This window comes from Kitasatospora sp. NPDC059803 (genome assembly GCF_042732255.1).
Lineage (GTDB): Bacteria > Actinomycetota > Actinomycetes > Streptomycetales > Streptomycetaceae > Kitasatospora.
The window spans coordinates 1-24,602 of the sequence record NZ_JBHWIJ010000024.1 but is presented as its reverse complement, the minus strand read 5'-3'; the positions used below and the strand labels follow the sequence as shown (position 1 = coordinate 24,602).

Annotated in this window: 23 protein-coding genes and 1 other RNA gene; 12 read left to right on the top strand and 12 right to left on the bottom strand. The window is 73.0% G+C overall.

What is annotated here, in order from left to right; genetic code table 11:
* An RNA gene (rnpB, locus tag ACFV6I_RS06405) (RNase P RNA component class A) lies at positions 1 to 397 on the top strand.
* 136 nt (positions 398 to 533) lie between these two features.
* Here the strand turns inward: rnpB and ACFV6I_RS06400 are convergent.
* Both ACFV6I_RS06400 and ACFV6I_RS06395 read right to left on the bottom strand, forming a co-directional pair.
* Entirely contained in the window at positions 534 to 791 is a 258-nt protein-coding gene (locus tag ACFV6I_RS06400; protein ID WP_063347367.1) for a hypothetical protein, read from the bottom strand.
* 100 nt (positions 792 to 891) lie between these two features.
* Positions 892 to 1,290, bottom strand: a complete 399-nt coding sequence (locus ACFV6I_RS06395; protein ID WP_063347366.1) for an ACT domain-containing protein — start codon at positions 1,288 to 1,290, stop codon at positions 892 to 894.
* Between the two features lie 187 nt (positions 1,291 to 1,477).
* Between ACFV6I_RS06395 and ACFV6I_RS06390 the strand changes: the two genes are divergently transcribed.
* The gene (locus tag ACFV6I_RS06390) at positions 1,478 to 2,134 is read left to right on the top strand and encodes a PadR family transcriptional regulator (protein ID WP_107452848.1); all 657 of its coding nucleotides are present in this window, start codon (positions 1,478 to 1,480) and stop codon (positions 2,132 to 2,134) included.
* A gap of 36 nt (positions 2,135 to 2,170) precedes the next feature.
* Here the strand turns inward: ACFV6I_RS06390 and ACFV6I_RS06385 are convergent, their stop codons facing one another.
* Together ACFV6I_RS06385 and ACFV6I_RS06380 are read right to left on the bottom strand one after the other, a co-directional pair.
* Positions 2,171 to 2,368, bottom strand: coding sequence for a hypothetical protein (locus ACFV6I_RS06385; protein WP_063347364.1), 198 nt, complete (start codon positions 2,366 to 2,368; stop codon positions 2,171 to 2,173).
* A 52-nt stretch (positions 2,369 to 2,420) separates the two neighbouring features.
* Positions 2,421 to 2,651 carry a hypothetical protein gene (locus tag ACFV6I_RS06380; RefSeq protein WP_380423738.1) on the bottom strand — a complete coding sequence of 77 codons (231 nt, stop codon included), beginning with the start codon at positions 2,649 to 2,651 and terminating at the stop codon, positions 2,421 to 2,423.
* A gap of 424 nt (positions 2,652 to 3,075) precedes the next feature.
* On the opposite strand from ACFV6I_RS06380, the gene ACFV6I_RS06375 reads away from it, so the two are divergent.
* Positions 3,076 to 3,777, top strand: coding sequence for a bifunctional DNA primase/polymerase (locus tag ACFV6I_RS06375; protein ID WP_063347362.1), 702 nt, complete (start codon positions 3,076 to 3,078; stop codon positions 3,775 to 3,777).
* Between the two features lie 65 nt (positions 3,778 to 3,842).
* On the opposite strand, the gene map is transcribed toward ACFV6I_RS06375, so the two are convergent.
* On the bottom strand, positions 3,843 to 4,688 hold the full coding sequence (gene map / locus ACFV6I_RS06370) for a type I methionyl aminopeptidase (RefSeq protein WP_363622337.1): 846 nt from the start codon (positions 4,686 to 4,688) through the stop codon (positions 3,843 to 3,845).
* Positions 4,689 to 4,792: 104 nt separating this feature from the next.
* On the opposite strand from map, the gene ACFV6I_RS06365 reads away from it, so the two are divergent.
* Positions 4,793 to 5,026 carry a hypothetical protein gene (locus ACFV6I_RS06365; protein ID WP_063347360.1) on the top strand — a complete coding sequence of 78 codons (234 nt, stop codon included), beginning with the start codon at positions 4,793 to 4,795 and terminating at the stop codon, positions 5,024 to 5,026.
* 57 nt (positions 5,027 to 5,083) lie between these two features.
* On the opposite strand, the gene ACFV6I_RS06360 is transcribed toward ACFV6I_RS06365, so the two are convergent.
* Together ACFV6I_RS06360 and ACFV6I_RS06355 are read right to left on the bottom strand one after the other, a co-directional pair.
* Positions 5,084 to 6,469, bottom strand: coding sequence for an MFS transporter (locus tag ACFV6I_RS06360; protein ID WP_380423737.1), 1,386 nt, complete (start codon positions 6,467 to 6,469; stop codon positions 5,084 to 5,086).
* 126 nt (positions 6,470 to 6,595) lie between these two features.
* Complete coding sequence (locus ACFV6I_RS06355; RefSeq protein WP_380423736.1) at positions 6,596 to 7,201, bottom strand: hypothetical protein; 606 nt, start codon at positions 7,199 to 7,201, stop codon at positions 6,596 to 6,598.
* 47 nt (positions 7,202 to 7,248) lie between these two features.
* Here ACFV6I_RS06355 and npdG point away from each other — a divergent pair, with 47 nt between their 5' ends.
* Entirely contained in the window at positions 7,249 to 7,941 is a 693-nt protein-coding gene (gene npdG / locus ACFV6I_RS06350; RefSeq protein ID WP_380337556.1) for an NADPH-dependent F420 reductase, read from the top strand.
* Between the two features lie 189 nt (positions 7,942 to 8,130).
* Positions 8,131 to 8,328 (top strand): hypothetical protein, encoded by a 198-nt coding sequence (locus tag ACFV6I_RS06345; RefSeq protein ID WP_063347357.1) that lies wholly within the window; start codon positions 8,131 to 8,133, stop codon positions 8,326 to 8,328.
* A 4-nt stretch (positions 8,329 to 8,332) separates the two neighbouring features.
* Here the strand turns inward: ACFV6I_RS06345 and ACFV6I_RS06340 are convergent, their stop codons facing one another.
* Positions 8,333 to 9,148 (bottom strand): site-2 protease family protein, encoded by an 816-nt coding sequence (locus tag ACFV6I_RS06340; protein WP_063347356.1) that lies wholly within the window; start codon positions 9,146 to 9,148, stop codon positions 8,333 to 8,335.
* A gap of 181 nt (positions 9,149 to 9,329) precedes the next feature.
* Between ACFV6I_RS06340 and ACFV6I_RS06335 the strand changes: the two genes are divergently transcribed.
* Entirely contained in the window at positions 9,330 to 12,854 is a 3,525-nt protein-coding gene (locus tag ACFV6I_RS06335) for a BTAD domain-containing putative transcriptional regulator (RefSeq protein ID WP_380423735.1), read from the top strand.
* 76 nt (positions 12,855 to 12,930) lie between these two features.
* On the opposite strand, the gene ACFV6I_RS06330 is transcribed toward ACFV6I_RS06335, so the two are convergent.
* The 3 genes from ACFV6I_RS06330 to panB form a co-directional block, all read right to left on the bottom strand.
* Entirely contained in the window at positions 12,931 to 13,743 is an 813-nt protein-coding gene (locus tag ACFV6I_RS06330) for an ABC transporter permease (RefSeq protein WP_063347354.1), read from the bottom strand.
* Complete coding sequence (locus ACFV6I_RS06325) at positions 13,740 to 14,762, bottom strand: ATP-binding cassette domain-containing protein (RefSeq protein WP_063347353.1); 1,023 nt, start codon at positions 14,760 to 14,762, stop codon at positions 13,740 to 13,742. Before ACFV6I_RS06325 ends, ACFV6I_RS06330 begins: the two co-directional genes overlap by 4 nt.
* A 145-nt stretch (positions 14,763 to 14,907) precedes the next feature.
* Complete coding sequence (gene panB, locus ACFV6I_RS06320) at positions 14,908 to 15,777, bottom strand: 3-methyl-2-oxobutanoate hydroxymethyltransferase (RefSeq protein WP_063347352.1); 870 nt, start codon at positions 15,775 to 15,777, stop codon at positions 14,908 to 14,910.
* Positions 15,778 to 16,052: 275 nt separating this feature from the next.
* Here panB and ACFV6I_RS06315 point away from each other — a divergent pair, with 275 nt between their 5' ends.
* From ACFV6I_RS06315 to ACFV6I_RS06305, 3 genes are all read left to right on the top strand, one after another.
* Positions 16,053 to 17,663: an MFS transporter gene (locus ACFV6I_RS06315; protein ID WP_063347351.1), complete on the top strand. Its 1,611-nt coding sequence runs from the start codon at positions 16,053 to 16,055 to the stop codon at positions 17,661 to 17,663.
* Between the two features lie 189 nt (positions 17,664 to 17,852).
* A complete protein-coding gene (locus ACFV6I_RS06310; RefSeq protein WP_063347350.1) occupies positions 17,853 to 18,503 on the top strand; it encodes a TetR/AcrR family transcriptional regulator in 651 nt (216 codons plus the stop codon).
* A 440-nt stretch (positions 18,504 to 18,943) separates the two neighbouring features.
* A complete protein-coding gene (locus ACFV6I_RS06305; RefSeq protein WP_380423754.1) occupies positions 18,944 to 19,813 on the top strand; it encodes an endonuclease/exonuclease/phosphatase family protein in 870 nt (289 codons plus the stop codon).
* A gap of 8 nt (positions 19,814 to 19,821) precedes the next feature.
* Here the strand turns inward: ACFV6I_RS06305 and ACFV6I_RS06300 are convergent, their stop codons facing one another.
* Positions 19,822 to 21,576: an NAD+ synthase gene (locus ACFV6I_RS06300; RefSeq protein ID WP_380337575.1), complete on the bottom strand. Its 1,755-nt coding sequence runs from the start codon at positions 21,574 to 21,576 to the stop codon at positions 19,822 to 19,824.
* Positions 21,577 to 21,739: 163 nt separating this feature from the next.
* On the opposite strand from ACFV6I_RS06300, the gene glnA reads away from it, so the two are divergent.
* Together glnA and ACFV6I_RS06290 are read left to right on the top strand one after the other, a co-directional pair.
* On the top strand, positions 21,740 to 23,101 hold the full coding sequence (glnA, locus tag ACFV6I_RS06295) for a type I glutamate--ammonia ligase (RefSeq protein ID WP_063347345.1): 1,362 nt from the start codon (positions 21,740 to 21,742) through the stop codon (positions 23,099 to 23,101).
* Between the two features lie 165 nt (positions 23,102 to 23,266).
* Complete coding sequence (locus ACFV6I_RS06290) at positions 23,267 to 24,484, top strand: hypothetical protein (RefSeq protein ID WP_380423734.1); 1,218 nt, start codon at positions 23,267 to 23,269, stop codon at positions 24,482 to 24,484.
* Positions 24,485 to 24,602 lie beyond the last annotated feature (118 nt).

Genomic DNA, 24,602 nt, shown 5'->3' with positions numbered 1-24,602 from the left:
AGAGCCGGCCGGGCGGCCGCGACGGGTCCTTGACCCGCCGAGGAACGTCCGGGCTCCACAGAGCAGGGTGGTGGGTAACGCCCACCCGGGGTGACCCGCGGGACAGTGCCACAGAAAACAGACCGCCCACCGCTTCGGCGGCGGGTAAGGGTGAAACGGTGGTGTAAGAGACCACCAGCGACCGGGGTGACTCGGCCGGCTCGGTAAACCCCACCTGGAGCAAGGTCAAGATCGGCGCCCTCGGGCGCCGTGCGCGGATGACTGAGGGCTGCTCGCCCGAGTCCGCGGGTAGACCGCACGAGGCTGTCGGCAACGGCAGTCCTAGATGGATGGCCGCCTCCCCGGGCCGCGCGAGCACCCCGGGAGACAGAACCCGGCGTACAGGCCGACTCTTCCGCCGCCCTAGCTTGACTGAGGCCCCCTGATCTGCGAAGTCGCAGGTCAGGGGGCCTTTGTCGTGGGGCCGCCCCGGTCGCGCGAGCGCTCCGGGAGACAGAACCGGGGGTACAGGCCGACTGTTCCGCTTCCCGCCGTTACGCGGGGCGGGCGCCGACGGCGTCGCGGATCTGGTCGCCGAGGCCGCCGTTGACGCGGGCGCAGTTGGCGCAGCAGAAGAAGCGGCCGGCCACTTCGACGCCGTGGCCGACGATGCGGACCTGGCACTGCTCGCAGCGCGGCGCGAGCTTCTCCATCGCGCACTCGAAGCTGTCGAAGGTGTAGGTGTCGCCGGTGATGGTCTTGATCTCGAAGGCGAGCCAGTAGTCGTTGCCGCAGGTGACGCAGGTGGCCATGGCGGCCGTCTCCTTCCGGTGGGGGCCGGCCGGCCGGGGTGGCCGGGCAGCCGTTCCCAGTGTCGGAGGGCCGTGCGGGGGCGGCCACTCGACGGCGTCGTCAGGCGGAGCGGCCGGCCAGTTCCTCCAGGGCCCGGACGGCGCGGTCGGCGTCGTCGGCGGTGACGAACAGGTGGTCGTGGTGGAAGCCGGCCACCACGTTGCAGCTGATCCCCTCCTCGGCGAGGCGCCCGGCGACGGCCGCGGTGAGGCCGACGGCCTCCAGGGCGGAGTGGATCTGCAGGGTGATCCAGGCGGCCACGTACTCGTAGCGCAGCCCGAGTGCGTCGGCCTCCTCCTGGGCGACGACGACCGTGACCCCTTCGGGTTCGGCGACGGTCACCACCGGCCGCATGCCCGCGGGCACCTTGGCGGGCAGCGTGCAGTACACGTACCGCCCCGGGTTGAGCAGCGGGCGCATCCCGTGCAGCAGCTTCGCGAGGTCTCGTTCACCGGCCATGCCCGTCACCGTAGCGGCCGGACGGGGCCTGGGCGGTGGGGTGGGGCGCCGGTGCGCCGTTCGTGTCGGAATCCGTTGACGAGCGACAGTCGCCGATATATCGTCGAGCTATCGAGACAGTAACTCGACTGGCTCGGTGAACGAGGAGGTGAGCGCCATGCGCTCAGGAAACCGAGGAAATCCGGGAATGCGGTTCAGCGGCGAGGGTCCGCGCGGTGGCTGGCGCCGCGGGCCGGGGCCGGACTTCGAAGGGCGGGAGTTCGAGGGCCGGGAGGCCTTCGGCGGCTTCGGCCCGCCGCCGTTCGGCGGCGGTGGCCCCGGGCGGCCGATGGGCGGTCCGTTCGGGCACGGCTTCGGCGGGCACGGCGGGCGCCGCGGCGGTCCGCACGGGCGGCGTGGCGGCCGGGCGCGGCGCGGGGACGTCAGGGCCTCGCTGCTGGCGCTGCTCAAGGAGCGGCCGATGCACGGCTACGAGATGATCGCCGAGATCTCCGAGCGGACGGGTGGGGCCTGGCGGCCCAGCCCGGGCTCGATCTACCCCAACCTCCAACTGCTGGAGGAGGAGGGCCTGATCACCGCGGAGGAGGTCGGCGGCAAGCGCCTGGTCTCGCTCACCGAGGCGGGCCGGGCCGAGGCCGAGGCGGGGCCCGCCGAGCCGTGGGCGGAGGCCGGCCGGGAGGTCGACTGGGAGGCCGTCCAGGAGGTCGGCCAGGCGCTGGCCGCGGTCGACCAGGCGATCCGCCAGGTGATGGCGACGGGCACCGAGGCGCAGCGCGCCAAGGGCCTGGCGGTGCTCACCGAGGCGCGCAAGAAGCTCTACCTGATCCTCGCCGAGGAGGACTGACCGGCGTGGGGGGCTGGGCACAGGCGGTGCGGCTGCTCAGGGGTGGACCGTGAACAGGGCCACGCAGGCGAGCAGCAGCACCGCCCAGCCGAACCAGAGCCAGCCGTTCGGGCCGATCACCACGGTGTAGACGCACACCGCCACCAGCAGCGCCCCGGTGACGCCGGCGACCTGCCGGTTGTGGTGCGCGACCGCCTGGGGGCGGCTGCGGGGGTGCCGTGCCGTTCTCGCCATGCCGTCCTCCCGGGGAGGCTGGGGGCGGCGGCCGGTGCGGGCGGCGCGGCCGTCAGCCGGACGCGCGGGCGGTGGCCGCCTCGTCGAACTCGTAGCGCCAGTGCCAGCTGATGCCCCGCACCTGCTTGGACCGGACGTACACCAGTGTGCGCGCGGGGGAGTCGCCGTGCGCGGGGACCGGCACCTTGTAGGTCTTCGGCACGCCGAACATCGGCCCCAGCAGGATGGGGAGGATGCGGCCGTCCAGGGGGCCGCCGACGAATTCGGTGTCCGCGCTCTTCACCCCACCAGGGTCTCACCTCCGCACGGGTGACCGGCGCACACGCCCGGGGCCCGTCCGGCGGATCCTGCCGGGTGCGGGGAGTGTGACCGGAGAGGCACCGCCCCCGGTCATCCGGAGGCCCCGCGCACCCTTATCCTTCCTGTTACGCCCCCGGGGTTCACCCGGGTCAGCGGGCCCCGTACGGGCCGGGCGGGGCGCGGATCCGCGCGCCCTCCGGCCGACCTGGCGCGGACAGCGTGCTGCCGCGACTGCGTACCGTGACCCGGGCGTCGGCCCTCCGGTGACCCCGGTTCCCGGTCGGCAGGGCGTGGACAGCAGGGCCGAGCACCGCCCCGGGAAGCAGCGGGGGGCGCTGTGCGTTGCGTCGGAGTGGTACGTCGAACGCTGTGCCGCACCAGGTACGGCAGTGCGCGGAAGGGGCCCGATGGAAGCCGGCGGCAGGTGGACGACCTGGTGGCAGAAGCGTGAGCGTCAGCGGGCCCGGTCGGGTGACGTGGACGGCCCCGCCGCCCGACTCGATCAGCTGCTCGGCGCGGTGCGCGCCGGATTCCCGCTCGCGCCGGCCGCGCATCCGGCCGGCTACCGCTGTTCCTGCGACCGGGTGGCATGTCCGGCCCCCGCCCAGCACCCGGTCTCCTTCGCCTGGCAGACCCAGGCCACGACCGATCCCGAGCAGCTCGCCCGCTGGCTCGCCCGCGATCCGCAGACCAACTTCATCACCGCCACCGGGCGCGCCCACGACGTGCTGGACGTCCCGGTCGAGGCCGGCCGGCTGGCCCTGGAACGGCTGACCGAGCGGGGCGTCGAGGGCCCGGTCGCCGCCGTCGGCGAGGACCGCTACCTGTTCTTCACCGCCACCCGGGGCACCCCGCAGGACGAGGACGAGTGGTGGCCGAGCGTCCTCGACTCCACCCCGGACACCATGTCCGAGCACCCCGGCCTGCGCTGGCACTGCCGCGGCTCGTACACCCTGCTGCCGCCGGCCGCGCTGCCGGACGGCTCGCAGGTGCGGTGGCTGCGCGGGCCCGAGCAGCCGCTGCCGGACCCGCTGCGCGTCCTGGACGTGCTCACCGACGCCTGCACCGAGGTGGGTGCCGTCGCCGAGGAGCAGTGGCTCATCGGCTGAACCGGCGCCCGCGGCGGCTCGGCGGCTCGGCGGTTTTCCCGGGGCCGCCCGGCGCCCGGCCGGGGTCACGGCAGGGTGAGGACCTCCGCGCCGTCCGCCGTGACCACCAGGGTGTGCTCGAACTGGGCGGTGCGCTTGCGGTCCTTGGTAACGACCGTCCAGCCGTCCGGCCAGATCTCGTAGTCGTAGGTGCCCAGGGTGAGCATCGGCTCGATGGTGAAGGTCATCCCCGGCTTGATCACCTCGGTGGCCCGCTCGCTGTCGTAGTGCGGGATGATCAGGCCGGAGTGGAACGACGTGTTGATGCCGTGCCCGGTGAAGTCCCGCACCACGCCGTAGTCGAAGCGCTTGGCGTAGGACTCGATGACCCGCCCGATCACGTTGATCTGACGGCCGGGCTTGACGGCCTTGATCGCCCGGTTGAGGGATTCACGGGTCCGCTCGACCAGCAGCCGGGACTCCTCGTCGACGTCGCCGACCAGGTAGGTGGCGTTGAGGTCGCCGTGCACCCCGTGGATGTACGCGGTGGCGTCGATGTTGACGATGTCGCCGTCCTGGAGCACGGTCGAGTCCGGGATGCCGTGGCAGATCACCTCGTTGATCGAGGTGCAGACCGACTTGGGGAAGCCGCGGTAGCCGAGGTCGGACGGGTACGCGTCGTGGTCGCACATGTAGGTGTGGGCGACGGCGTCCAGCGCGTCGGTGGTGACGCCGGGGGCGATCAGCTTGGCTGCCTCCGCCATCGCCCGGGCGGCGATCCGGCTCGCGATCCGCATCTTCTCGATCGTCTCGGCGGTCTGCACCTCGGGCCCGGTGTACGGCGTCGGGGCGGGCCGCCCGACGTACTCGGGGCGCGCGATGTGCGCCGGGACCTTGCGGGTGGGGGACTGGATGCCGGGTACGAGAGCCATGGCCGCGAGTCTAACGGCCGCCCCCGGCGCGCCCGGGCGGTGTGCGCGGAGGCCCCGGCCGGGGAATGATCGGTACGACCCCAACGCGTCGACGGGAGGGCACCATGCCCCTGGGATTCCACCGCAAGCCGACCGGAAAGCCCGGCGAGTGGTTCTACTGCATCAAGCACGGCAAGGTCGAGGAGGGGCCGGAGTGCCCCGCCAAGGACCGCCTCGGCCCGTACGACAGCCCGGAGGAGGCCGCGCACGCCCTGCAACTCGCCGACGAGCGCAACCGGGAGTGGCGGCAGGGGGACGAGCGCTGGAACGACACGCCGAAGGACGGCGGCGGCGAGTAGCGGCCGGGGCGGCGTCCGGCTTTTCGCCGTCAAGCCGGCGCCGTCAGCAAGTCGGCGTCAGTCCGTCGCCGCGGCGGCCTCCCGTTCGCCTTGCTGCTCCCGCTCGCGCTGCTGTTCCCGTTCGCGCTCCGCGCGCTCGTGCCCGGCGCGGACGGCGGCGGTGTGCGGGTCGGTGCGGTCGTCGTAGGCAAGCAGCTTGGGCAGCGCGGCGGCCACCGCGAGGACGGCGACGACGCAGATCAGACCGCCGCTCCAGACGGCGGCGCGGACGCCGACCAGCCCGGCCATGGTGCCGGCCCGGACCTGGCCGAGCTGGGGGCCGACGGAGTAGCTGAGCAGTTCGACGCCGGCCATCCGGCCGCGCACCTCGTCCGGGATGGACTGGTTCCACATGGTCGAGCGGGCCAGCCCGCTGATCTCGTCGGCGCCGCCGGCCAGCGCCAGGCCGAGCAGCACCAGCCAGATGCTCCCGGACAGGCCGGCCAGGGCCATGGCCGCGCCCCAGCCGACGGCGGCGACCACCAGCAGCCGGCCGTGCCGGTGGATCCGGGACGTCCAGCCACTGGTCGCCCCGACCAGCAGGGCGCCGGCCGCGGAGGCCGCGTACATCGGGCCGAGCGCCCAGTCCGCGCCCAACTCGGAGGCCAGGAAGGGGAAGACGGCCACCGGGAAGGCGAACAGCATCGCGCAGAGGTCGATCGTGTAGGTGCCGAGCAGGTCCTTGCGGCTCCACGCGTACCGGACGCCGGTGAGCACCGCCCGCACCGACGGCCGCTCGGCGCCGGTGGCCGGCGGCACCGCGCGGATCCGGACGAGCAGCAGCAGCGAGGCGGCGAAGGTGAGCACGTCCAGCGCGTACGCCGTCCCCACCCCGGAGAATGCCACCACGACGCCGGCCAGCGCCGGCCCGGCCACCGAAGCGGCGTTGCGGTACAGGGAGTTGAGGGCGAACGCGGCGGTCAGGTGCTGGTGCGGAACGATCCGCGGGGTGAGCGAGTCCAGGGCCGGGCGCTGCAACCCGTCGCAGGCCGCGACCAGCGCGGCGACCAGGTAGATCGGCCAGAGCAGCGGGGACGGCAGCAGCGCGTTGAGCAGCAGCAGGCCGGCGAGCAGGCCCAGCCCGGCCTCGGCGCGCAGCACCAGCTTCCGGCGGTCCAGGGCGTCGGCGAGGGCGCCGCCCCACAGGCCGAAGACGATCAGCGGGACGAGCTCGAAGGCGCCGATCAGGCCGACCGCGAAGGAGGAGCCGGTCAGTTCCTTGATCTGCATCGGCACGGCGACGTAGGTCAGGTAGCTGCCGAAGCTGGTGACGCAGCCGGAGAGCCAGAGGAAGCGGAAGTCGCGGGAGGCGCGCCAGGGCGAGAGGTCGGGCGCGAGCGAGCGCAGCAGCGTGCGAGACCGTCCGGAGGTGCCGGGGGGATGCGGGGGTTCGTCGTCGTTCACGAACCAGCATCCTCGAACGCGGGCCGCCGGGTTCGCAAAGGGTTTTTCAGCCCGGCACACGGCCGTCATGGTCGGCGTCCGGCCGTCACGGTCGGGCCGGGGTGGGGTGGGCCGGGGTGGGCCGGGCTACCAGCGGCTGATCGCGGGCGGTACGGTCAGCCGGCCGGCGAGTTCGGCGAGCCGGTCCAGCGCGGCGCGGCGGCCCGGGGGCCGCCCGGCGGCGGCGCTGACCAGGTGCTGGGCGAGGTCGAAGGGCTGCTCGTCGGCGGTGCCGACGGCGAGCCGCTCGTGCGCGAGCCCGCCGAGGTCGCCCGGCTCGGCGGGGGCGGCGCCGTCCAGCGCGAGCACGGTCGCGCCGTGCCGGCGGGCGTCCTGCACCCGTTCCAGCAGTGTCGGGCCGGCCGCCTCCGGCGCCACCACCAGGACGGTGGCGCCGCGCCCGGCCCCGGTGAGCCGGCGCAGGCCGTGCGCGAGGTGCGACGGGGCGCCGGCCGGCGGAGCGTGCCGCAGCAGGGTGGGCACCAGTCGGGGGACGGCCGACCAGGCGGCCTCGTCCGCCAGGTGCGCGGCCAGATGCCAGGGCTCGTACGCCTCGGTGCCGACCAGCAGCAGCTCGCCGGCCGTGCGCCGTGACACCGAGCGCCGCAGCGATCCGGCGAAGCCGCCGACCGCCTCCAGCCAGCCGGTGCCCGTCAGGTGCTGCCGGAGTGCCGAAACTCTCACCGCGTCCATGCGGCCCACAATGTCGCGTCCGGCCGGGGGTTTGACAGGATCGGCCCATGACTTCCCTCGATTCAGCGACAAACCCGGCCCACGAACTGCCGGACGTCTCACAGCTGGTGGTCGGTGTCCTCGGCGGCACCGGCGACCAGGGGCGCGGCCTGGCCCTGCGACTGGCCAAGTCCGGCCAGCAGGTGATCATCGGCTCGCGCGACGCGGCCCGGGCCGAGGCCTCCGCCGCCGAACTGGGCCGCGGCGTGCGTGGCGCCGACAACGCCACCGCCGCCCGGGAGAGCGACGTGGTGATCGTCGCGGTGCCCTGGGACGGGCACGCCGCGACCCTGACCGCGCTGCGCGAGGAACTGGCCGGCAAGATCGTGGTCGACTGCGTCAACCCGCTCGGCTTCGACAAGCAGGGCGCGTACGCGCTGAAGCCGGAGGAGGGCAGCGCCGCCCAGCAGGCCGCCGCGCTGCTGCCGGACTCCCGGGTCACCGCCGCCTTCCACCACCTCTCGGCGGTGCTGCTCCAGGACGAGTCGGTGGAGCAGATCGACACCGACGTCATGGTGCTCGGCGAGGAGCGGGCCGCCACCGACATCGTGCAGGCGTTGGCCGGTCGGATCCCCGGCATGCGGGGGATCTTCGCGGGCCGGCTGCGCAACGCGCACCAGGTGGAGTCGCTGGTGGCCAACCTGATCTCGGTCAACCGCCGCTACAAGGCCCACGCGGGCCTGCGGGTGACGGACGTCTGAGACCGGACCGTCTGAGAGCGGACCGTTTGAGACCGGACCGTCTGGGAGCGGACCGTTCGGGACCGGCCGCTCCGAGATCCGGTCGAGCCGTGTCGACCTCACCCCTGGACCAGTTCCGGAGGTGAGGTCGGCGACAATGGGTGCGGCCGCAACCCGGCCGACCGCACCCGGCCCTAGGAGCCTCCCGCCATGCCCCGCACGTCCCTCTTCGCCCTGATCGTCGTCGTCCTCGCGCTGGCGGCCGCCGTGGTCTCGCTGACCCAGGGCTTCTGGCTGGGCCTGATCTGGCTCCCGATGGCCGGTGTGGCGAGCAACGTGCTCTGGATGAACCGCCGCCGCGCGAAGATCGCCGAGGCCACGGCCGCCGCGGCAGCCGAGCAGGGCTAGTCGGCTAGTTCTTCCAGAAGCTGAACAGGTACCGGCCGAGCGTCGCGTAGTCCTGGTCCACGCCGAACAGGCTCATCAGGTCGTGGATGACCCCGAAGAAGAACGAGTTCACCTCGGGCTGCCACAGCAGCGCGAACACGGCCAGCAGCCCGTACGGCGCGAACGGCTCGACCGCGCGCCGGGTCTTGTAGGACAGCCAGGGCTCGACGATCCCGTAGCCGTCCAGGCCGGGCACCGGCAGCAGGTTCAGCAGGGCGGCGCTGAGCTGGAGCAGGCCGAGGAAGCCGAGCGCGGCCGCGAACGGCGAGACGTTCAGCTCGTAGCCGTTCCAGACCGCGTGCACCGTCGGGTCGTCCAGCCAGCCGGCGCCGATCGGGACCAGCAGCAGGGCCGCGCACACCACGTTCACCAGCGGCCCGGCCGCCGAGATCAGGCTGTGCTTGAGTCGGCCCTGGATCCGGTCCCGCTCGATCCAGACCGAGCCGCCGGGCAGGCCGATGCCGCCCATGATCACGAACACGATCGGCAGCACGAAGCTGAGCAGCACGTTGGTGTACTTCAGCGGGTTGAGCGTGAGGTAGCCCTTGGCGCCGACGCTGATGTCGCCGCCGTGCAGCGCGGTGCGGGCGTGCGCGTACTCGTGCAGGCACAGCGAGACCATCCAGCCCGCCACCACGAACAGGAACACCCCGAACGAGGCGTTCCCGTAGCCCGAGTACACCGCCCAGCCGGAGGTGGCGAGGACGGCGAGGAGCACCCAGAACACCGGGCTGATCCGGCGGTCCTCGCTGCGTGAGCGCTGCGTGGCGGCGAAGGTCATGGTGTGGGTGCTCCGGGTGTCCGAGGAAAAGCGGGCAGGGGATCGATCATGCCGGGCGGGCCGGTGACCGGACAAGCCGTCCCGGGTGAACGTCCGAGGGCCCCGTCCGGGTTCCGCCGCCGGTGAGGGACCCCTGGACAATTGTGCGCCCCGAGCGCCGCCCATCGACCAGAATGGACCGGTGTACTACGGCATCCTCGGGACCACGACGGCTCACCACGACGACGGCACCCCGGTGCCGCTAGGCGGCGCCCGGCTGCGGGCACTGCTCACCGCGCTCGCCCTCCGGCAGGGCCGCCCGGTGCCCGCCGACCTGCTGGTGGACGAGGTGTGGGAGGCCGAGCCGCCCCAGGACTCCTCCGCCGCGCTCCAGACCCTGGTCGGCCGGCTGCGCCGGACCGTCGGCCGGGACGAGATCGGCTCCGGCCCGGCCGGGTACTGGCTGACCGACCCGGCCACCGACCTCGCCGAGTTCCAGCGGCTCGGCGCCGAAGGCCGCCGCGCCCTCGACACCGGGGACCACGCGCTCGCCGCCGACCGGCTGCGCGCCGCCCTGGCGCTGTGGCGCGGCCCCGCCCTGGCCGACCTGCCGGACCGCAGCGGCCCGGCCGCCCGGCTGGAGACCCAGCGCGAGGAGGCCCGCCGCCACCGGATCACCGCCGAGCTCGGGCTCGGCCGGGCCGCCGAACTGGTCGCCGAACTCACCGAGCTCTGCGAACGGCAGCCGCTGGACGAGCCGTTGCAGCAGCTGATGATCCGGGCGCTGCACGAGAGCGGCCGCACCGCCGAGGCGCTGCGCCACTACGAGCGGACCAGGCGCGCCCTCGCCGAGGAGCTCGGCGTCGACCCGGGGCGCCAACTCCAGGCCCTGTACGCCACGTTGCTGACCCCGGCCGAGGTCGAACCGGCCCCCGCGCCCGCGCCGACCGCGCCCGCCCCCGCGTCGACCGCCCCCGCGCCGGAGCCCATACCGGCCCCGCCGGCCGCCGAACGGTCCGGGGCGCTCCAGCCCCCGCGCGTCGGCGGAAACCTGCGCGGCCGGCTGACCAGCTTCGTCGGCCGCGAGGGCGATCTCGCCGCGCTGCGCGGAACGTTGACGAACAGTCGGCTGATCACCCTGACCGGCCCCGGCGGCTCCGGCAAGACCAGGCTCTCGATCGAGGCAGGCCGCGCCGAGCAGTCCGCCGGGCACTGGCCGGACGGCGTCTGGGTGGCCGAACTCGCCCCGCTGGAGAGCCCGGACGCGGTGCCCGCCGCCGTGGTCTCCGCACTCGGCCTGCGCGAGATCGTGCTGCACAGCGGCGGCATGGTCGCCGAGGTGATCGAGAAGCGCGCCGAGGACCCGGTCCGCCGGCTGGTCGAGCACTGCGGCCACCGCCGGATGCTGCTCGTCCTGGACAACTGCGAGCACCTGATCCAGGCCGCCGCCGACCTCGCCGACGTCCTGCTCGCCGAGTGCCCCGAACTGACCGTGCTCGCCACCAGCCGGGAGCCGCTCGGCGTGCCCGGCGAGACCGTGCTGCCGGTCGAGCCGCTGCCCGACCCGGTGGCGCTGCGCCTGCTCACCGAGCGCGCCACCGCCGCCCGCCCCGGCTTCGACCCGGACACCGACCCGGCGGCCTGCGCCGAGATCTGCCGCCGCCTGGACGGCCTGCCGCTGGCCATCGAACTCGCCGCCGCCCGGCTGCGGGTGATGACGGCGCGCCAGATCGCCGACCGCCTGGACGGCCGGTTCGCCCTGCTCACCGCGGGCAGCCGCACCCTGCTGCCGCGCCAGCAGACCCTGCGCGCGGTGGTCGACTGGAGCTGGGACCTGCTGGGCAAGCGCGAACGGGCGGTGCTGCGCCGGCTCTCGGTGTTCGCCGGCGGCTGGCAGCTGGAGGACGCCGAGGCGATCTGCGCCGACGGCACCGAGGTGGTCGGCGGGGAGGTCGCCGACCTGCTGCTGTCGCTGGTCGACAAGTCCCTGCTGGTCGCCGACCTGGACGACGGCAGCCTGCCGCGCTACCGGATGCTGGAGACCATCCACGAGTACGCGACCGAGCGCCTCGCCGAGTCCGAGGAGGAGCGCGACGCGACCGGGGCCCGCCACCTGGCGCACTTCCGGAGCGTCGTCGCCACCGCCTTCCTGAACATGCACGGCCCCCAGCAGCTGCACTGGCTGACGGTGCTGGAGCGCGAGCTGGACAACGTCCGGGCCGCGCTGAGGCGCGCCATCGACCTCGGGGACGAGGAGCAGTCGCTGGTCCTCACCCTCGGCATGAGCTGGTACTGGTCGCTGCGCGGCTACAGCATGGAGGCCCGCGGCTGGTACGACGCCGTCGCGGCGCTCGGGCCGGATCCGTTCGGCCCGCAGCCGCCCGTACCGCTGGAGCGGGACGTGCTCTCCTACGGCCTGCCGATGCCCGAAGGGGTCGTCGAGGAGGCCCGCCGACTGCTCGCGATGTACCGGCTGATGGGCATGTTCGAGGGGAACCTGGACGTGCTCGGCAACCCGGTGGCGATCGCCGTCGCGGAGCAGCTGCTGGACGTCTACACCCCGGAGCTGCCGCAGGCCTACCGGTTCCCGGGCCTGATACGGGTGTTCGGGGCGTTCCTGGCCGGCCGGCTGGAGCTGATGAAGAGCCTGCTGGACGACGCCGTCCGCGGCTGCGAGGAGCACGGCGGGCCGAACGACCTCGCGTTCATCCTGCAGCTCCGGGCCAAGATGCTGAACGACTGGCCGGGCGGGGCCGACCAGGGAATCCTGGACGGCGCGCGCTCCCTGGAGCTGTACGAGCGGGCCGGCAACCTCTGGGGGGTCTCCCAGGCGCTGGCGGCCCAGGGCGAGTCGCTGGCCAACCGGGGCGATCCGGCGGCCGCCGCCGCAGCGTACGAGCGGGCGATCGAGCTGGCCGAGGAGCTGGGGACACCGCACGAGGTGCCGATGCTGCGGGTGAACCTCGGCTCCGCCCTGCTGGAGCAGGACATGGAACACGGCGAGCGGATCATCCGGGAGGCGCTGGCCGGGCTGGACTCCCACAGCGCGGACCACTCCTCCACCGGCGCGCTGCTGTTCGGCGGCCTCACGCTCTGTGGCGTCCACATGCTGCGCGGCGAGCACGAGCAGGCGCTGGCCGAGCTGGACCGGATGGAGGCGACCAGCGTCGGCAGCTTCGCCCCGGGGATCGTGACCGGGATGCTGACCACCACCCGGGGCTGGATCACCGCCCGGGCAGGCCGGCCGGACGAGGGGCTCGCGGCACTGCGCGAGGGGCGGACGCTGCTCCGTCAGACGGCGAGCACCAGCGGCTTCGGCGAGCAGATGACGGTCATGGTGGTGCCCGCGGTGGTGGGCGTGCTGCGTTCCTTCGCCGAGCGCGACGGCGACCTGGAGCGGGCCCGGCAGGCTACCGTGCTGCACGGGGCGCACCACATGCTGAACGGCCCGAAGGGCGGCTACCTGGACCGCGTCGAGCGCGGCCGGGCGGCGGCCTCCCTGCGGGCCCTGCTGGGCGACGCCGCGTTCGAGGCCGCCCACACCGCCGGCGAGGGCCTGACCCCGGAACAGGTCCGGGAGCGGATGTACGAGTGGAGGGGGGGGGGGGCGGGCCGGCCGCGCGCGCGGGGGGTCGGGGGCGAGGGCGCGGCCGCGCGGCGCGCGCGGGCGGGGGGCCGGCGGCCCCCCCCGCCCCGGGCCGCCCCAGGTCTCGGGTCACTCCGCTGACGCCGCGCCCGCCCCCGCCCCCTCGGGCCGGCGGGTCCCCCCCCGGCCCACCCCCGCGGAGGGCCGGCGGCCGTTCTCAGGTCCGCTTGCGGAAGCGGGCGACGGCGAGCGGCGCGAAGATCGCGGTGGTGGCCACCGACCAGATCAGCACGACCATCACCGGGTGGGCCAGCGGCCCCTGGCCGTTGAGCAGGGAGCGGGAGGCGTCGGCGAGCGCCGACAGCGGGTTGACCTTGGTGAAGGCCTGGAGCCAGCCCGGCATGGTGTCGGTCGGCGCGAAGATCGAGCTGCCGAACTGCATCGGCATCAGGACCAGCATGGCCACGCCCTGGACGGCCTGGGCGCTGCGCAGCGCCATGCCCAGCAGCATCGAGACCCAGACGATCGACATGCCGAACACCAGCGACAGGCCGACCGCGGCCACGACCTCCAGCGGACCGGTCTTCACCTCGAAGCCGATGCACATCGCGAAGCCGATCAGGATCACGAAGGAGAGCAGCGCCCGGCAGGTCTCGGCGGCCATCTTGGAGAGCAGGACGGAGGCCCGGCCGATCGGCAGGGTCCGGAAGCGGTCCATCACGCCGGTCTGGAAGTCGCTGTTCAGGCCGGTGCCGACGGCCATCGCGAGGGTGAGGCCGGTCTGCCCGAGCAGGCCGGGGATCATGTACTGCTTGTAGGAGTCCTGGTTGCCGGAGACGGCGCCGCCGAAGACGTAGACGAACAGCACCGTGAAGATGACCGGCATCAGCACGGCGTCGAACATCGACTCCGGGTCGGCCTTGATCCGCATCAGGTTGCGGCGGGTCAGCGCGCCGACGTGGCGGAAGGTGCCGGACAGGCCGATCCGGGAGTCCTCCACCCGGGCGGGGGTGATGGTGGCGGTGGTCATGCGACGGGCTCCTTGGCGAGGCTGGGGACGGCGTCCGCGGTGTCGGCGGGCTTGCCGGTGATGGCGAGGAAGACCTCGTCGAGGCTGGGCACCTTGGTGTCGATGCCGGCTATCGCGAAGCCGCGGCCGCCGAGCACCCCGATGACGGTGGTCAGCTGCTCGTCGTCGGTGATCGGTACGGCGAGCAGGCCGGTGTCGGTGGAGACGGTGGCGCTGGTGATGCCGCGGTCGTGCAGGCAGCGGGCCATCTCGGGCAGCTCGGCCGGGTGGGCGGCGCGGATCTGGAGGGTCTGGCCGCCGACCTTGGCCTTGAGCTCGGCCACGCCGCCGTTGGCGATCACCCGGCCGCGGTCGATGACGGTCAGCTCGTCGGCGAGCTGCTCCGCCTCCTCCATGTACTGGGTGGTGAGCAGCACGGTGCTGCCCTCGGCGACCATCCGCTGGACCTCGTCCCAGACCTCGTTGCGGGTGCGCGGGTCGAGGCCGGTGGTGGGTTCGTCCAGGTAGAGCACCTTGGGGCGGCCGATCATGCTGGCGGCCAGGTCGAGGCGGCGGCGCATGCCGCCGGAGTAGGTCTTGGCGGTCCGCTTGGCGGCCTCGGTGAGCGAGAAGCGCTCCAGCAGTTCGGTGGCCCGGGCCTTGGCCTCGCGGCGGGGGAGGTCGAGCAGCCGGCCGATCAGGTAGAGGTTCTCGTACCCGGAGAGGAGTTCGTCGACGGAGGCGTACTGACCGGTGAGGCCGATGGTGCGGCGCAGCTGCTTGGGCTGGCGCAGGACGTCGTAGCCGCCGACGAACGCGGTGCCGGCGTCGGGCTTGATCAGGGTGGAGAGGACCCGGACCAGGGTGGTCTTGCCGGCGCCGTTGGGGCCGAGCACGCCGAGCACGGTGCCCTCGCGGACGGTGAGGTCGACCCCGTCGAGGGCCTTGGTGGTGCCGTAGTGCTTGACGATGCCGCGGACTTCGACGGCGTTGCCCGCGGCGGTCCCCCGGTCGTTCGGGGCGGTGGCGATTCGTGTCATGCCCCCAGGCTGTCCGGCCCGGCTGTCAGCGGGCTGTCATGAGGGGGGCGGGCCAGGCGCTGCGCTGTCAGACCGCTGTCACCGGGGGAGCGGGCACGGCCGCGGCCCCCTGCCCGGGGCGGGGGAGGGGGGCCGTCGGGGGCCGTCAGTGGAAGCTGTGCTCCGCCGCCGGGAAGGCGCCGCCGCGGACGTCCTCGGCGAACGCGCGGGCGGCGTCGCCGAGGACGGTCCGCAGGTCGGCGTACTGCTTGACGAACTTGGGCACCCGGCCCGCCGTCATGCCGGCCATGTCGGTCCAGACCAGGACCTGGGCGTCGGTGTCGGGCCCGCCGCCGATGCCGACGGTCGGGATGGTCAGCTGCTCGGTGACCTGGGCGGCCAGCTCGGCCGGCACCGCCTCCAGCACGACCGCGAAGGCGCCCGACTGCTGGACGGCCTTGGCGTCGCGCAGCAGCTGGTGCGCCGCCTCGTCGCCGCGGCCCTGGACGGGGTAGCCGCCGAAGGCGTGTACGGACTGCGGGGTGAGGCCGATGTGCGCCATCACCGGGACGCCGGCCTCGACCAGCAGCTCGATCGAGCGGGCGCTGCGCTCCCCGCCCTCCAGCTTGACCGCGCCGACCCCGGCCTCCTTCATCAGCCGGGCCGCGTTGCGCATGGCCTGCGCGGGGGACTCCTGGTAGGAGCCGAACGGCAGGTCGGCGACGATCATCGCGCGCTTGGTGCCGCGGACGACGGCGGCGGAGAGCATCACCATCTGATCCATGGTCACGGGCACGGTGGTCTCGTAGCCGAGGTGGCAGTTGCCGGCGGAGTCGCCGACCAGCAGGACGGGGATGCCGGCCTCGTCGAACACCCCGGCGGTGAGGGCGTCGTAGGCGGTGAGCATCGACCACTTCTCGCCGCGCTGTTTGGCGGTGGCGAGGTCGCGGACGGTGATGCGGCGGTTGGTGACCCCGCCGTAGAGGGTGGCGGTCGCCGCCTGGTTCTGGGCAGGCGAAGGCGAAGAAGCGTTCATCGAACGGACTCCTGAAGGGTTGTCGTCTCGTGGCGCCGTACGGCGTCCCCGGATCACCTCCATGCTTGCACGCCCCGGCGTGCGCGCAAAGGGGCGTGCAGGCGCGCGGGTGCGATCTGTGGCACACCGGCCGCCGGCCGGCGGGCTTTGCCGCGTTTTTACGAAACGGATTCGTCTCGTATCGAAATGGCCGCTACCCTGGTGCCGGGGGGTTACGAGACGACCATGGCTCGGAATTGCCCGCCAGTGCCACACCATCACGGACGGGAAGACCAATGACCACCGCAGCCGCGCCACCCCGCGTGCCGGAAGCCATCCACCGCCGCCGCTGGGCGATCCTCTGCACCCTGGTGCTCGCCCTGCTCGTCGTCGTCCTCGACAACTCGATCCTCAACGTCGCGATGAAGACCATCGCGACCCCCGCGCCGGTCGGCCTCGGCGCCAGCCAGAGCGACCTGGAGTGGTCGATCAACTCCTACACCCTGGTGTTCGCCGGGCTGCTCTTCACCTCCGGCCTGCTCGGCGACCGCTTCGGCCGCAAGCGCGCGCTGCTCGGCGGCATGGTGGTCTTCGGCATCGCCTCGCTGCTCTCCGCGCTGGCCGCCTCGCCCGGTGAACTCGTCGGCTACCGCGCCCTGATGGGCGTCGGCGCCGCGCTCGCGATGCCCGCCACGCTGGCCATCATCATGAACGTGTTCGAGCGCTCCGAGCAGCCCAAGGCGATCGGCATCTGGGCCGGCGCGGTCGGCCTGGCCATCGCCATCGGCCCGATCACCGGCGGCCTGCTGATCGAGCACTTCTGGTGGGGCTCGGTCTTCCTGGTCAACGTCCCGATCGTGATCGTCGCGGTGATCGCGATGGTCGTCCTGGTGCCCGAGTCCAAGGACCCGAACCCCGGCAAGCTCGACCCGATAGGCGTGCTGCTGTCGATCATCGGCCTGGTCGCGCTGATCTACGGCATCATCAAGGGCGGCGAGCTGGCCGACTTCACCGCCGCCGAGGCCTGGGTGCCGACGCTGATCGGCGTGCTGGCGCTGGCCGCCTTCGTCTGGTTCGAGCGCCGCACCCGCTTCCCCGCGCTGGACGTCACCTGGTTCCGCAACAAGGTGTTCAGCGCCTCCGTCGTGGTCGTCGGCGTGGTCTTCTTCGCGCTGATGGGCGTCTCCTTCTTCGGCGTCTTCTACATCCAGAGCGTGCGCGGCTACAGCGCGCTCCAGGCCGGCCTGCTGATGCTGCCGCTGGCCGTCGCCCAGCTGCTGTTCGCGCCGCGGGCCCGGCTGGTGGTCGACCGCTTCGGCGTCGCCGCCACCGCCGCCGTCGGCATGCTGCTGATCGCGGTCGGCTTCGTCGGCTACACCCTGCTGGGCGTCGACACGCCGATCTGGGTGCTGATCGTGCTCGGCCTGCTGATGGGCACCGGCATGGCGCACGTCATGCCGCCGGTCACCGTCGCGATCATGGCCTCGCTGCCCCGCGAGAAGGCCGGCGCGGGCTCGGCCGTCAACAACACCTTCCGCCAGGTCGGCGGCTCGCTCGGCGTCGCCGTGCTCGGTGCGGTGCTCTCCACCGTCTACCGCGACGGCATGGCCGACACGCTCAACCAGCTGCCCGACGACCTGCGCGGCAAGGCCGGCGAGTCGCTGGAGGCCACCCTGGCCATCGCCGAGCGGATGGGCCCCAAGGGCGCCGCGCTGATCGGCCCGGCCGACGACGCCTTCGTCAGCGCCATGCACGTGGTGGCCTCGCTCTCTGCGGGCATCACGGTGGTCGGCGCGCTGATCGCCTGGTTCCTGCTGCCGCGCCGGTCGGCCGCCCCCGGCGGCCCGGCCGGGAAGGCCGCCGAGCAGCCCGACCAGAGCCGCAAGGCCGTGGCCGCGGACGCCTGACCCGCGATCGCACTGAGCGACAATGGCCCTGTCACCCGGGTGAACCCCCGGGCGGCAGGGCCGAGGCCCAGGACGGCGGCCGCCACCCGGCCCGGTCCACGGACCACCATCGGAACCCGGTCCACGGACCACCATCGGAAACGGAACGGCGCCCGTGCGCCACGCGGACAGCGAGGGAGTACAGCGGGGATGAAGACGGACACCCCGGCCGCCGGGGCCGGACAGCCCTGCGCCGCCGTACGCCGCGGCCGCCCGCGCAGCGAGGCCGCCGAGCAGGCCATCTTCGCCGCCGTCGAGGACCTGATGGCCGGCGGCACCGCGCTGTCCGAGCTCACCATCGAGGGCATCGCCGCCGCGGCCGGCGTCGGCAAGGCCACCATCTACCGGCGCTGGCCCAACAAGGAGGCCCTGCTGGTCGACGTGGTCAGCCGGCTGGAAGTCCCGATGCCCGCGCCGACCGACGGCACCGCCCGGGACCACCTGATCGAGATGATCGACTACATGCGCCGGCGCGGCCTCGCCAAGCGCTCCCGCTGGGTGCTCAAGGCCGCCCTCGGCCAGATGCAGAGCCTGCCCGACCTGTACAGCGCGTACCGCGACCGGGTGATCAAGCCCCGCAGGGAGGCGGGGCTCGCCCTGATCCGCCGCGCCATGGACGAGGGCGTGCTGCGGACCGACCTCGACGTCGAGCTGCTCGGCGACATGCTGATGGGCCCGATCCTGTACCGCAGCATCCTCTGGGACGACTCCGACCTGGAGGACCCGGACCTGGCCCGCCGGATGGTCGACTCGCTGCTCGAAGGCCTGGCGCCGCACGCGGCCTCCGGCTCCCGCGGCTGAACGCGCTCCCGCGCCCCGGACCCCGCGCCCCGGTCCCGTGCCCGCAGCGACCTGCACCGACCTGTGTCCGACCCGCGCCCGGCGTGGCCTGGCTCACCAAACCGGGCCACGCCGGAACCCGCTCCGACGGCCCCGCGTCTGTCCCGGCATAGGCTGAGCCGGGTATCCGATCAAACCGGCACCAGTCCGGCACCCGCCCGTACCGCACGGGCCGGACACCGGACCGGCGACGGCACGAACAACGGGAGCCACGGATGACGCAGGCGGACAGGACCGACCGGAGCACGGCCGGCCCCTGGGGCGAGGCGGGCGCCCCGGCCCCCGCGGGCCGTCCCGGAGGATTCCTGGGCCTGCGGCACTGGGGCCGGGACGGCCGCGGCGCCACCACCTGGCGGCGCGGCCTGGTCGTCGCGGTGCTGGCCGTGCTCGCCGCCCTGCTGATGGCCCTCCACGCCGACGTCCCCAACAGCGCCGGCAACCTCGGCAGCCTGCTGGAGACCTTCCTGCCCTGGATCGGCCTGGCCGTCCCGGTGCTGCTGGCCCCCGCGCTGCTGCGCCGCTCCGCCACCGCGCTGATCGCGCTGCTGCTGCCCGTCGCGATCTGGCTCAACCTGTTCGGCGGCCTGCTCAGCGACAAGAGCGGCGGCACCGGCGACTGGACGGTGGTCAGCCACAACGTCGCCGCCGCCAACCCCGACGTGCCGGGCACCGTCCGCGGCCTGGTGGCCTCCGGCGCCCAGATCGTCGCCCTCCAGGAACTGGCCGGCAAGCCGCTGCGCGACTACGAGAGCGGGCTCGCCGAGGCGTACCCGTACCACGAGGTGGAAGGGACGGTCGGCCTCTGGTCGAAGTACCCGATCAGCGGAGTCTCGCCGGTGGACCTCAAGATGGGCTGGACCAGGGCGTTCCGGGCCCAGGTCGCCACCCCGCAGGGCCCGGTCGCGGTGTACGTCGCGCACCTGCCGTCGGTGCGGCTGAAGGCCGAGGGCGGCTTCACCGTCGACCAGCGGGACGTCAGCGCGCAGGCGCTCGGCGACGCGATCCAGGCCGAGCCGGTGAAGAAGGTCCTGCTGCTCGGCGACCTCAACGGCACCATGAACGACCGCAGCCTGGCGCCGGTCACCTCGCAGATGCGCTCGGCCCAGGGCGCCGCCGGGGACGGCTTCGGCTTCAGCTGGCCGGCGTCCTTCCCGATGGCCCGGATCGACCAGATCATGAGCAAGGGCGGCCTCGCGCCGGTCGACTCCCGCACCCTGCCCCGGGACGGCAGCGACCACCTCGCGGTGGCCGCCACCTACCGGTTCGGCTAGGTCCTGGCTCAGCCCCGCCGCCAGCGGTTGGTGATCGGCAGGCGGCGGTCCCGGCCGAAGTTCTTGACCGAGATCTTGGGGCCCGGCGGGTACTGCCGCCGCTTGTACTCGGCCGTGTCGACCAGCCGGACCACCCGGTCCACCACGGCCGGGTCGAAGCCGGCCGCGACGATCGCGTCCCGCCCCTCGTCGCCCTCGATGTAGCGGGCCAGCACGCTGTCCAGCAGGTCGTAGTCGGGCAGTGAGTCGCTGTCCTTCTGGTCCGGCCGCAGCTCGGCGGACGGCGGCTTGGAGATGGTGTTCTCCGGGATCGGCGGCACCTCGCCGCGCCGCCCGGCCTCCTCGTTGCGCCAGTGGGCCAGCCGGAAGACCAGCGACTTGTAGACGTCCTTGATCGGCCCGAACGCGCCCACCGAGTCGCCGTACAGGGTCGAGTAGCCGACGGCCAGCTCGCTCTTGTTGCCGGGCGCGAGCACGATGTGCCCCTCCTGGTTGGAGATCGCCATCAGCAGGGTGCCGCGCAGCCGGGACTGCAGGTTCTCCTCGGCCAGGCCGGTCAGCTCGGTCGCGCCCAGGTAGGCGTCGAACATCGGGGCGATGGAGACGGTGCGGTAGTGCAGCCCGGTCCGGCGGGCCAGCTCGGCCGCGTCGTCCCGGGAGTGCTGCGAGGAGTAGCGGCTGGGCATGGAGACGCAGTGCACGTTCTCGGCGCCGATCGCGTCCACCGCGATGGCCGCCACCAGCGCCGAGTCGATGCCGCCGGAGAGGCCGATCAGCACCGAACGGAAGCCGTTCTTGGTGACGTACGCCCGGGTGCCGGAGACCAGCGCGGCCCAGATCTCCGCCTCGTCGGACAGCCGCGGCGCCACCTCGGGGGCCGGGGTGTCCGCGGGCGCGGCCTGCGGCTCGCCGCCCAGGTCGGTGCGGACGAGGTGCAGCCCGTCGCTCAGCAGCAGGCCGTCGGTGTGGTCGTCGCCGGCGGCCGGCAGGTCGAGGTCCAGCACCAGCAGGTGCTCCTCGAACTGCGGGGAGCGGGCCAGCACCTCGCCGTCCGCGCCGACCACGATCGAGTCGCCGTCGAAGACCAGCTCGTCCTGGCCGCCGACCATGTTGACGTAGGCCAGCGGGCAGCCCGCCTCGGCGGCCCGGCGCCGGACCAGCTCCAGCCGCTGGTCGTCCTTGTTCCGCTCGTACGGTGAGCCGTTGACCACCAGCAGCAGCCCGGCCCCGGCCTCGCGGGCCGCGGTGACCCGGCCGCCGTCCTGCCAGATGTCCTCGCAGATGGCCAGCGCGACGTCCACTCCGTGCAGCCGCAGCACCGGCAGCTGCTCGCCCGGGACGAACCAGCGGTACTCGTCGAACACGCCGTAGTTGGGCAGGTGGTGCTTGGCGAAGCGGGTCACCACCTCGCCCCGGTGCAGCACGGCGGCGCAGTTCTGTGGGGAGCCGGCCGGGCGGCCGAACCTCGGCGAGGCGTGCTCGGAGCGTCCGAGGTAGCCGACCACCACCGGCACCTCGCCCAGCCCGTCGGCGGCCAGCCGCCCGGCCAGCTCGACCAGCGCGCCCCGGGACGCCTCGACGAAGGAACTGCGCAGGGCGAGGTCCTCGACGGGGTAGCCGGTCAGGGCCATCTCGGGGAAGGCGACCAGCTGGGCGCCGGCCTCCACGGCCTGCCTGGTCCAGCGCACCACCTCATCGCTGTTGCGGGCGATGTCACCGACCCAGGGGTCGATCTGGCTCAGGGCGAGACGGAGATTGGGCATGCCCCCGAGTGTAATCGTCGAACTGACGCAATGTGCTGTCCGGGGGGTCGGACCAGGGTCCGGACTGCCGTCCCGCGCGGTGATCGGCCATGATGGGGGCAGCCGCGTCCGGGGGTCTTCCGGGCGTAACACGAGCGTAAAGAGCAGAGGTGAGACTGTCCCCATGGGCAAGCAGCAGCAGTTCGTGCTTCGGACGCTTGAGGAGCGTGACATCCGGTTCGTCCGGCTGTGGTTCACCGACGTGCTCGGGTTCCTGAAGTCGGTCGCGGTGGCTCCGGCCGAACTGGAGCAGGCCTTCGAGGAGGGCATCGGCTTCGACGGCTCGGCGATCGAGGGCTTCGCCCGGGTCTACGAGTCCGACATGATCGCCAAGCCGGACCCGACCACCTTCCAGATCCTGCCGTGGCGCTCGGAGACCCCCGGCACCGCCCGGATGTTCTGCGACATCCTGATGCCCGACGGCTCGCCGTCCTATGCCGACCCCCGGTTCGTGCTCAAGCGCACCCTGGAGAAGGCCTCCGCCCAGGGTTTCACCTTCTACACCCACCCCGAGATCGAGTTCTTCCTGCTGAAGAACCTGCCCGGCGACGGCACCCCGCCGATCCCCGCCGACCAGTCCGGTTACTTCGACCACACCCCGCGCGGGGTCGGCCACGACTTCCGTCGACAGGCCATCACCATGCTGGAGTCGATGGGCATCTCGGTGGAGTTCTCCCACCACGAGGGCGCCCCCGGCCAGCAGGAGATCGACCTGCGCTACGCCGACGCGCTGTCCACCGCCGACAACATCATGACCTTCCGTCTGGTCATGAAGGAGGTCGCGCTGGAGCAGGGCGTGCACGCCAGCTTCATGCCCAAGCCGTTCTCCGACCACCCCGGCTCGGGCATGCACACCCACCTGTCGCTGTTCGAGGGCGACCGCAACGCCTTCCACGAGACCGGCGCCGAGTACCAGCTCTCCAAGGTCGGCCGCTCCTTCATCGCCGGCCTGCTCAAGCACGCCGCCGAGACCGCCGCCGTCACCAACCAGTGGGTGAACTCCTACAAGCGGATCTGGGGCGGCTCCCAGCGCACCGCCGGGGCCGGCGGCGAGGCCCCGTCCTACATCTGCTGGGGCCACAACAACCGCTCGGCGCTGATCCGGGTGCCGATGTACAAGCCCGGCAAGCAGGGCTCCACCCGGATCGAGGTCCGCTCCCTGGACACCGGCTGCAACCCGTACCTCGCCTACGCCGTCACCCTCGCGGCCGGCCTCAAGGGCATCGAGGAGGGTTACGAGCTCCCGCCGGGCGCCGACGACGACGTCTGGGCGCTGACCGACTCCGAGCGCCGCGCCCTCGGGATCCAGCCGATGCCGCAGAACCTCGGCGAGGCGATCGACCTGATGCAGCGCAGCGAGCTCGTCGCCGAGACCCTCGGCGAGCACGTCTTCGACTTCTTCCTGCGCAACAAGCGGCAGGAGTGGGAGGAGTACCGCTCCGAGGTGACACCGTTCGAGCTGCGCAAGAACCTCCAGGTGCTCTGAGCGCCTGAGCGGCTCAAACACCTTCGGGCCCGCTGTCGTTCGATCGGATGACAGCGGGCCGTCCGCTCGGGTGGATCGTTTCCCCAATGGCGGTATGTGAAGATCCTGTGACGGACGGTTGTGGTCCGATGGGCGTGCTCGTCCGTTCCGTCCCGAGAGGATCCCATGCCCTCCTCCGCTGTCAGCCGCGCCGCCGCGGCCCGCCTGCTCGCCCGCCGGACCGTCGTCGCGGGCGCCGCCCTCGCCGCCGTCGCGAGCCAGCTGCTGGCCACCCCGATCGCCGACGCCCGTGGCTCCGGCTCCGGCTCGTCGAACCCGCACCCGCGCGCCGAGACCATCTCCGAGAACCCGCTGCCGTTCACCACCCGCTTCCAGGGCGACTTCCACGGCTCCGTCACCAGGATCAGCAACTCGCTGATGACCTGTGACGAGACCAAGGCACCCCTCGACCCGGAGCAGCCGCCCTGCGAGGACGCCCGCAAGGGCCTCGGCAGCATGCCGATCAACAACAAGTACGAGATGAAGTACATCAACATCGACCCGGGCTCCATCGGCCCGCTCGGTGACCCGATCTACTCCGCCAGCTCCGCCGACCTCGGCCTGATCGACGGCTCCAAGGTCAAGTACGCCCGGCTGTACTGGGGCGGCACCCGCGGCATCGGCGACACCGTGCTGCCGGAGAACCAGATCGACGAGGTGTACCTCAAGGTCCCGGGCGAGAAGCAGTACCGGGACATCGCCAACGACCAGCCGTCCATCGGCTACATCACCACCGACGTGGAGAGCAGCTACCAGGCCTCCGCCGACATCACCGACCTGGTCAGGAACGCCGGCAACGGCACCTACACCGTCGCCAACATGGACTCGGTGGTGAAGCCGCACAGCTGGGGCGGCTGGACGATCGTCGTCGCGTACGAGAACGACTGCAAGCCGATGCGGCACGTCCACCTGTGGGACGGCTTCCAGGTCGAGCTGCCGGACAGCCCGACGCGGCAGATCAAGCTCGCGGGGCTGCAGACGCCGCAGAGCGGTCAGCTCCACGGCAAGCTCGGCTGGGTGGTCTACGACGGCGACCTCAAGTGGACCGGCGACACCCTGTCGGTCAAGTCCACCAACGGGCCCGAGACGCTGTTCTCCGACATCAACCACGCGCCGAACGACGCCTTCAACTCCACCATCGAGGAGTTGACCCCGGAGGACCAGTTCGTCCGCAACCCGTACAACCGCAACAACTTCGGCTACGACTCCAACCGCTGGGACATCTCGCCGTACCTGCGCAACGGGGACACCGACCTCACCGCCACCTTCAACACCCAGAAGGACGGCTACGACATCGGCGTCTTCTACGCCTACGTCAACCTGGACGGCTCCACCGACGCCTGACCGGCCGCCGCCCGGCCGCCCCCGGCGCCCCCCCCCCCCCCCCCCCCCCCCCCCCCCCCCGCCCCCCCCGCCCCCCCGCCCCCGCCCCCCCCCCCCCCCCCCCCCCCCCCCCCCCCCC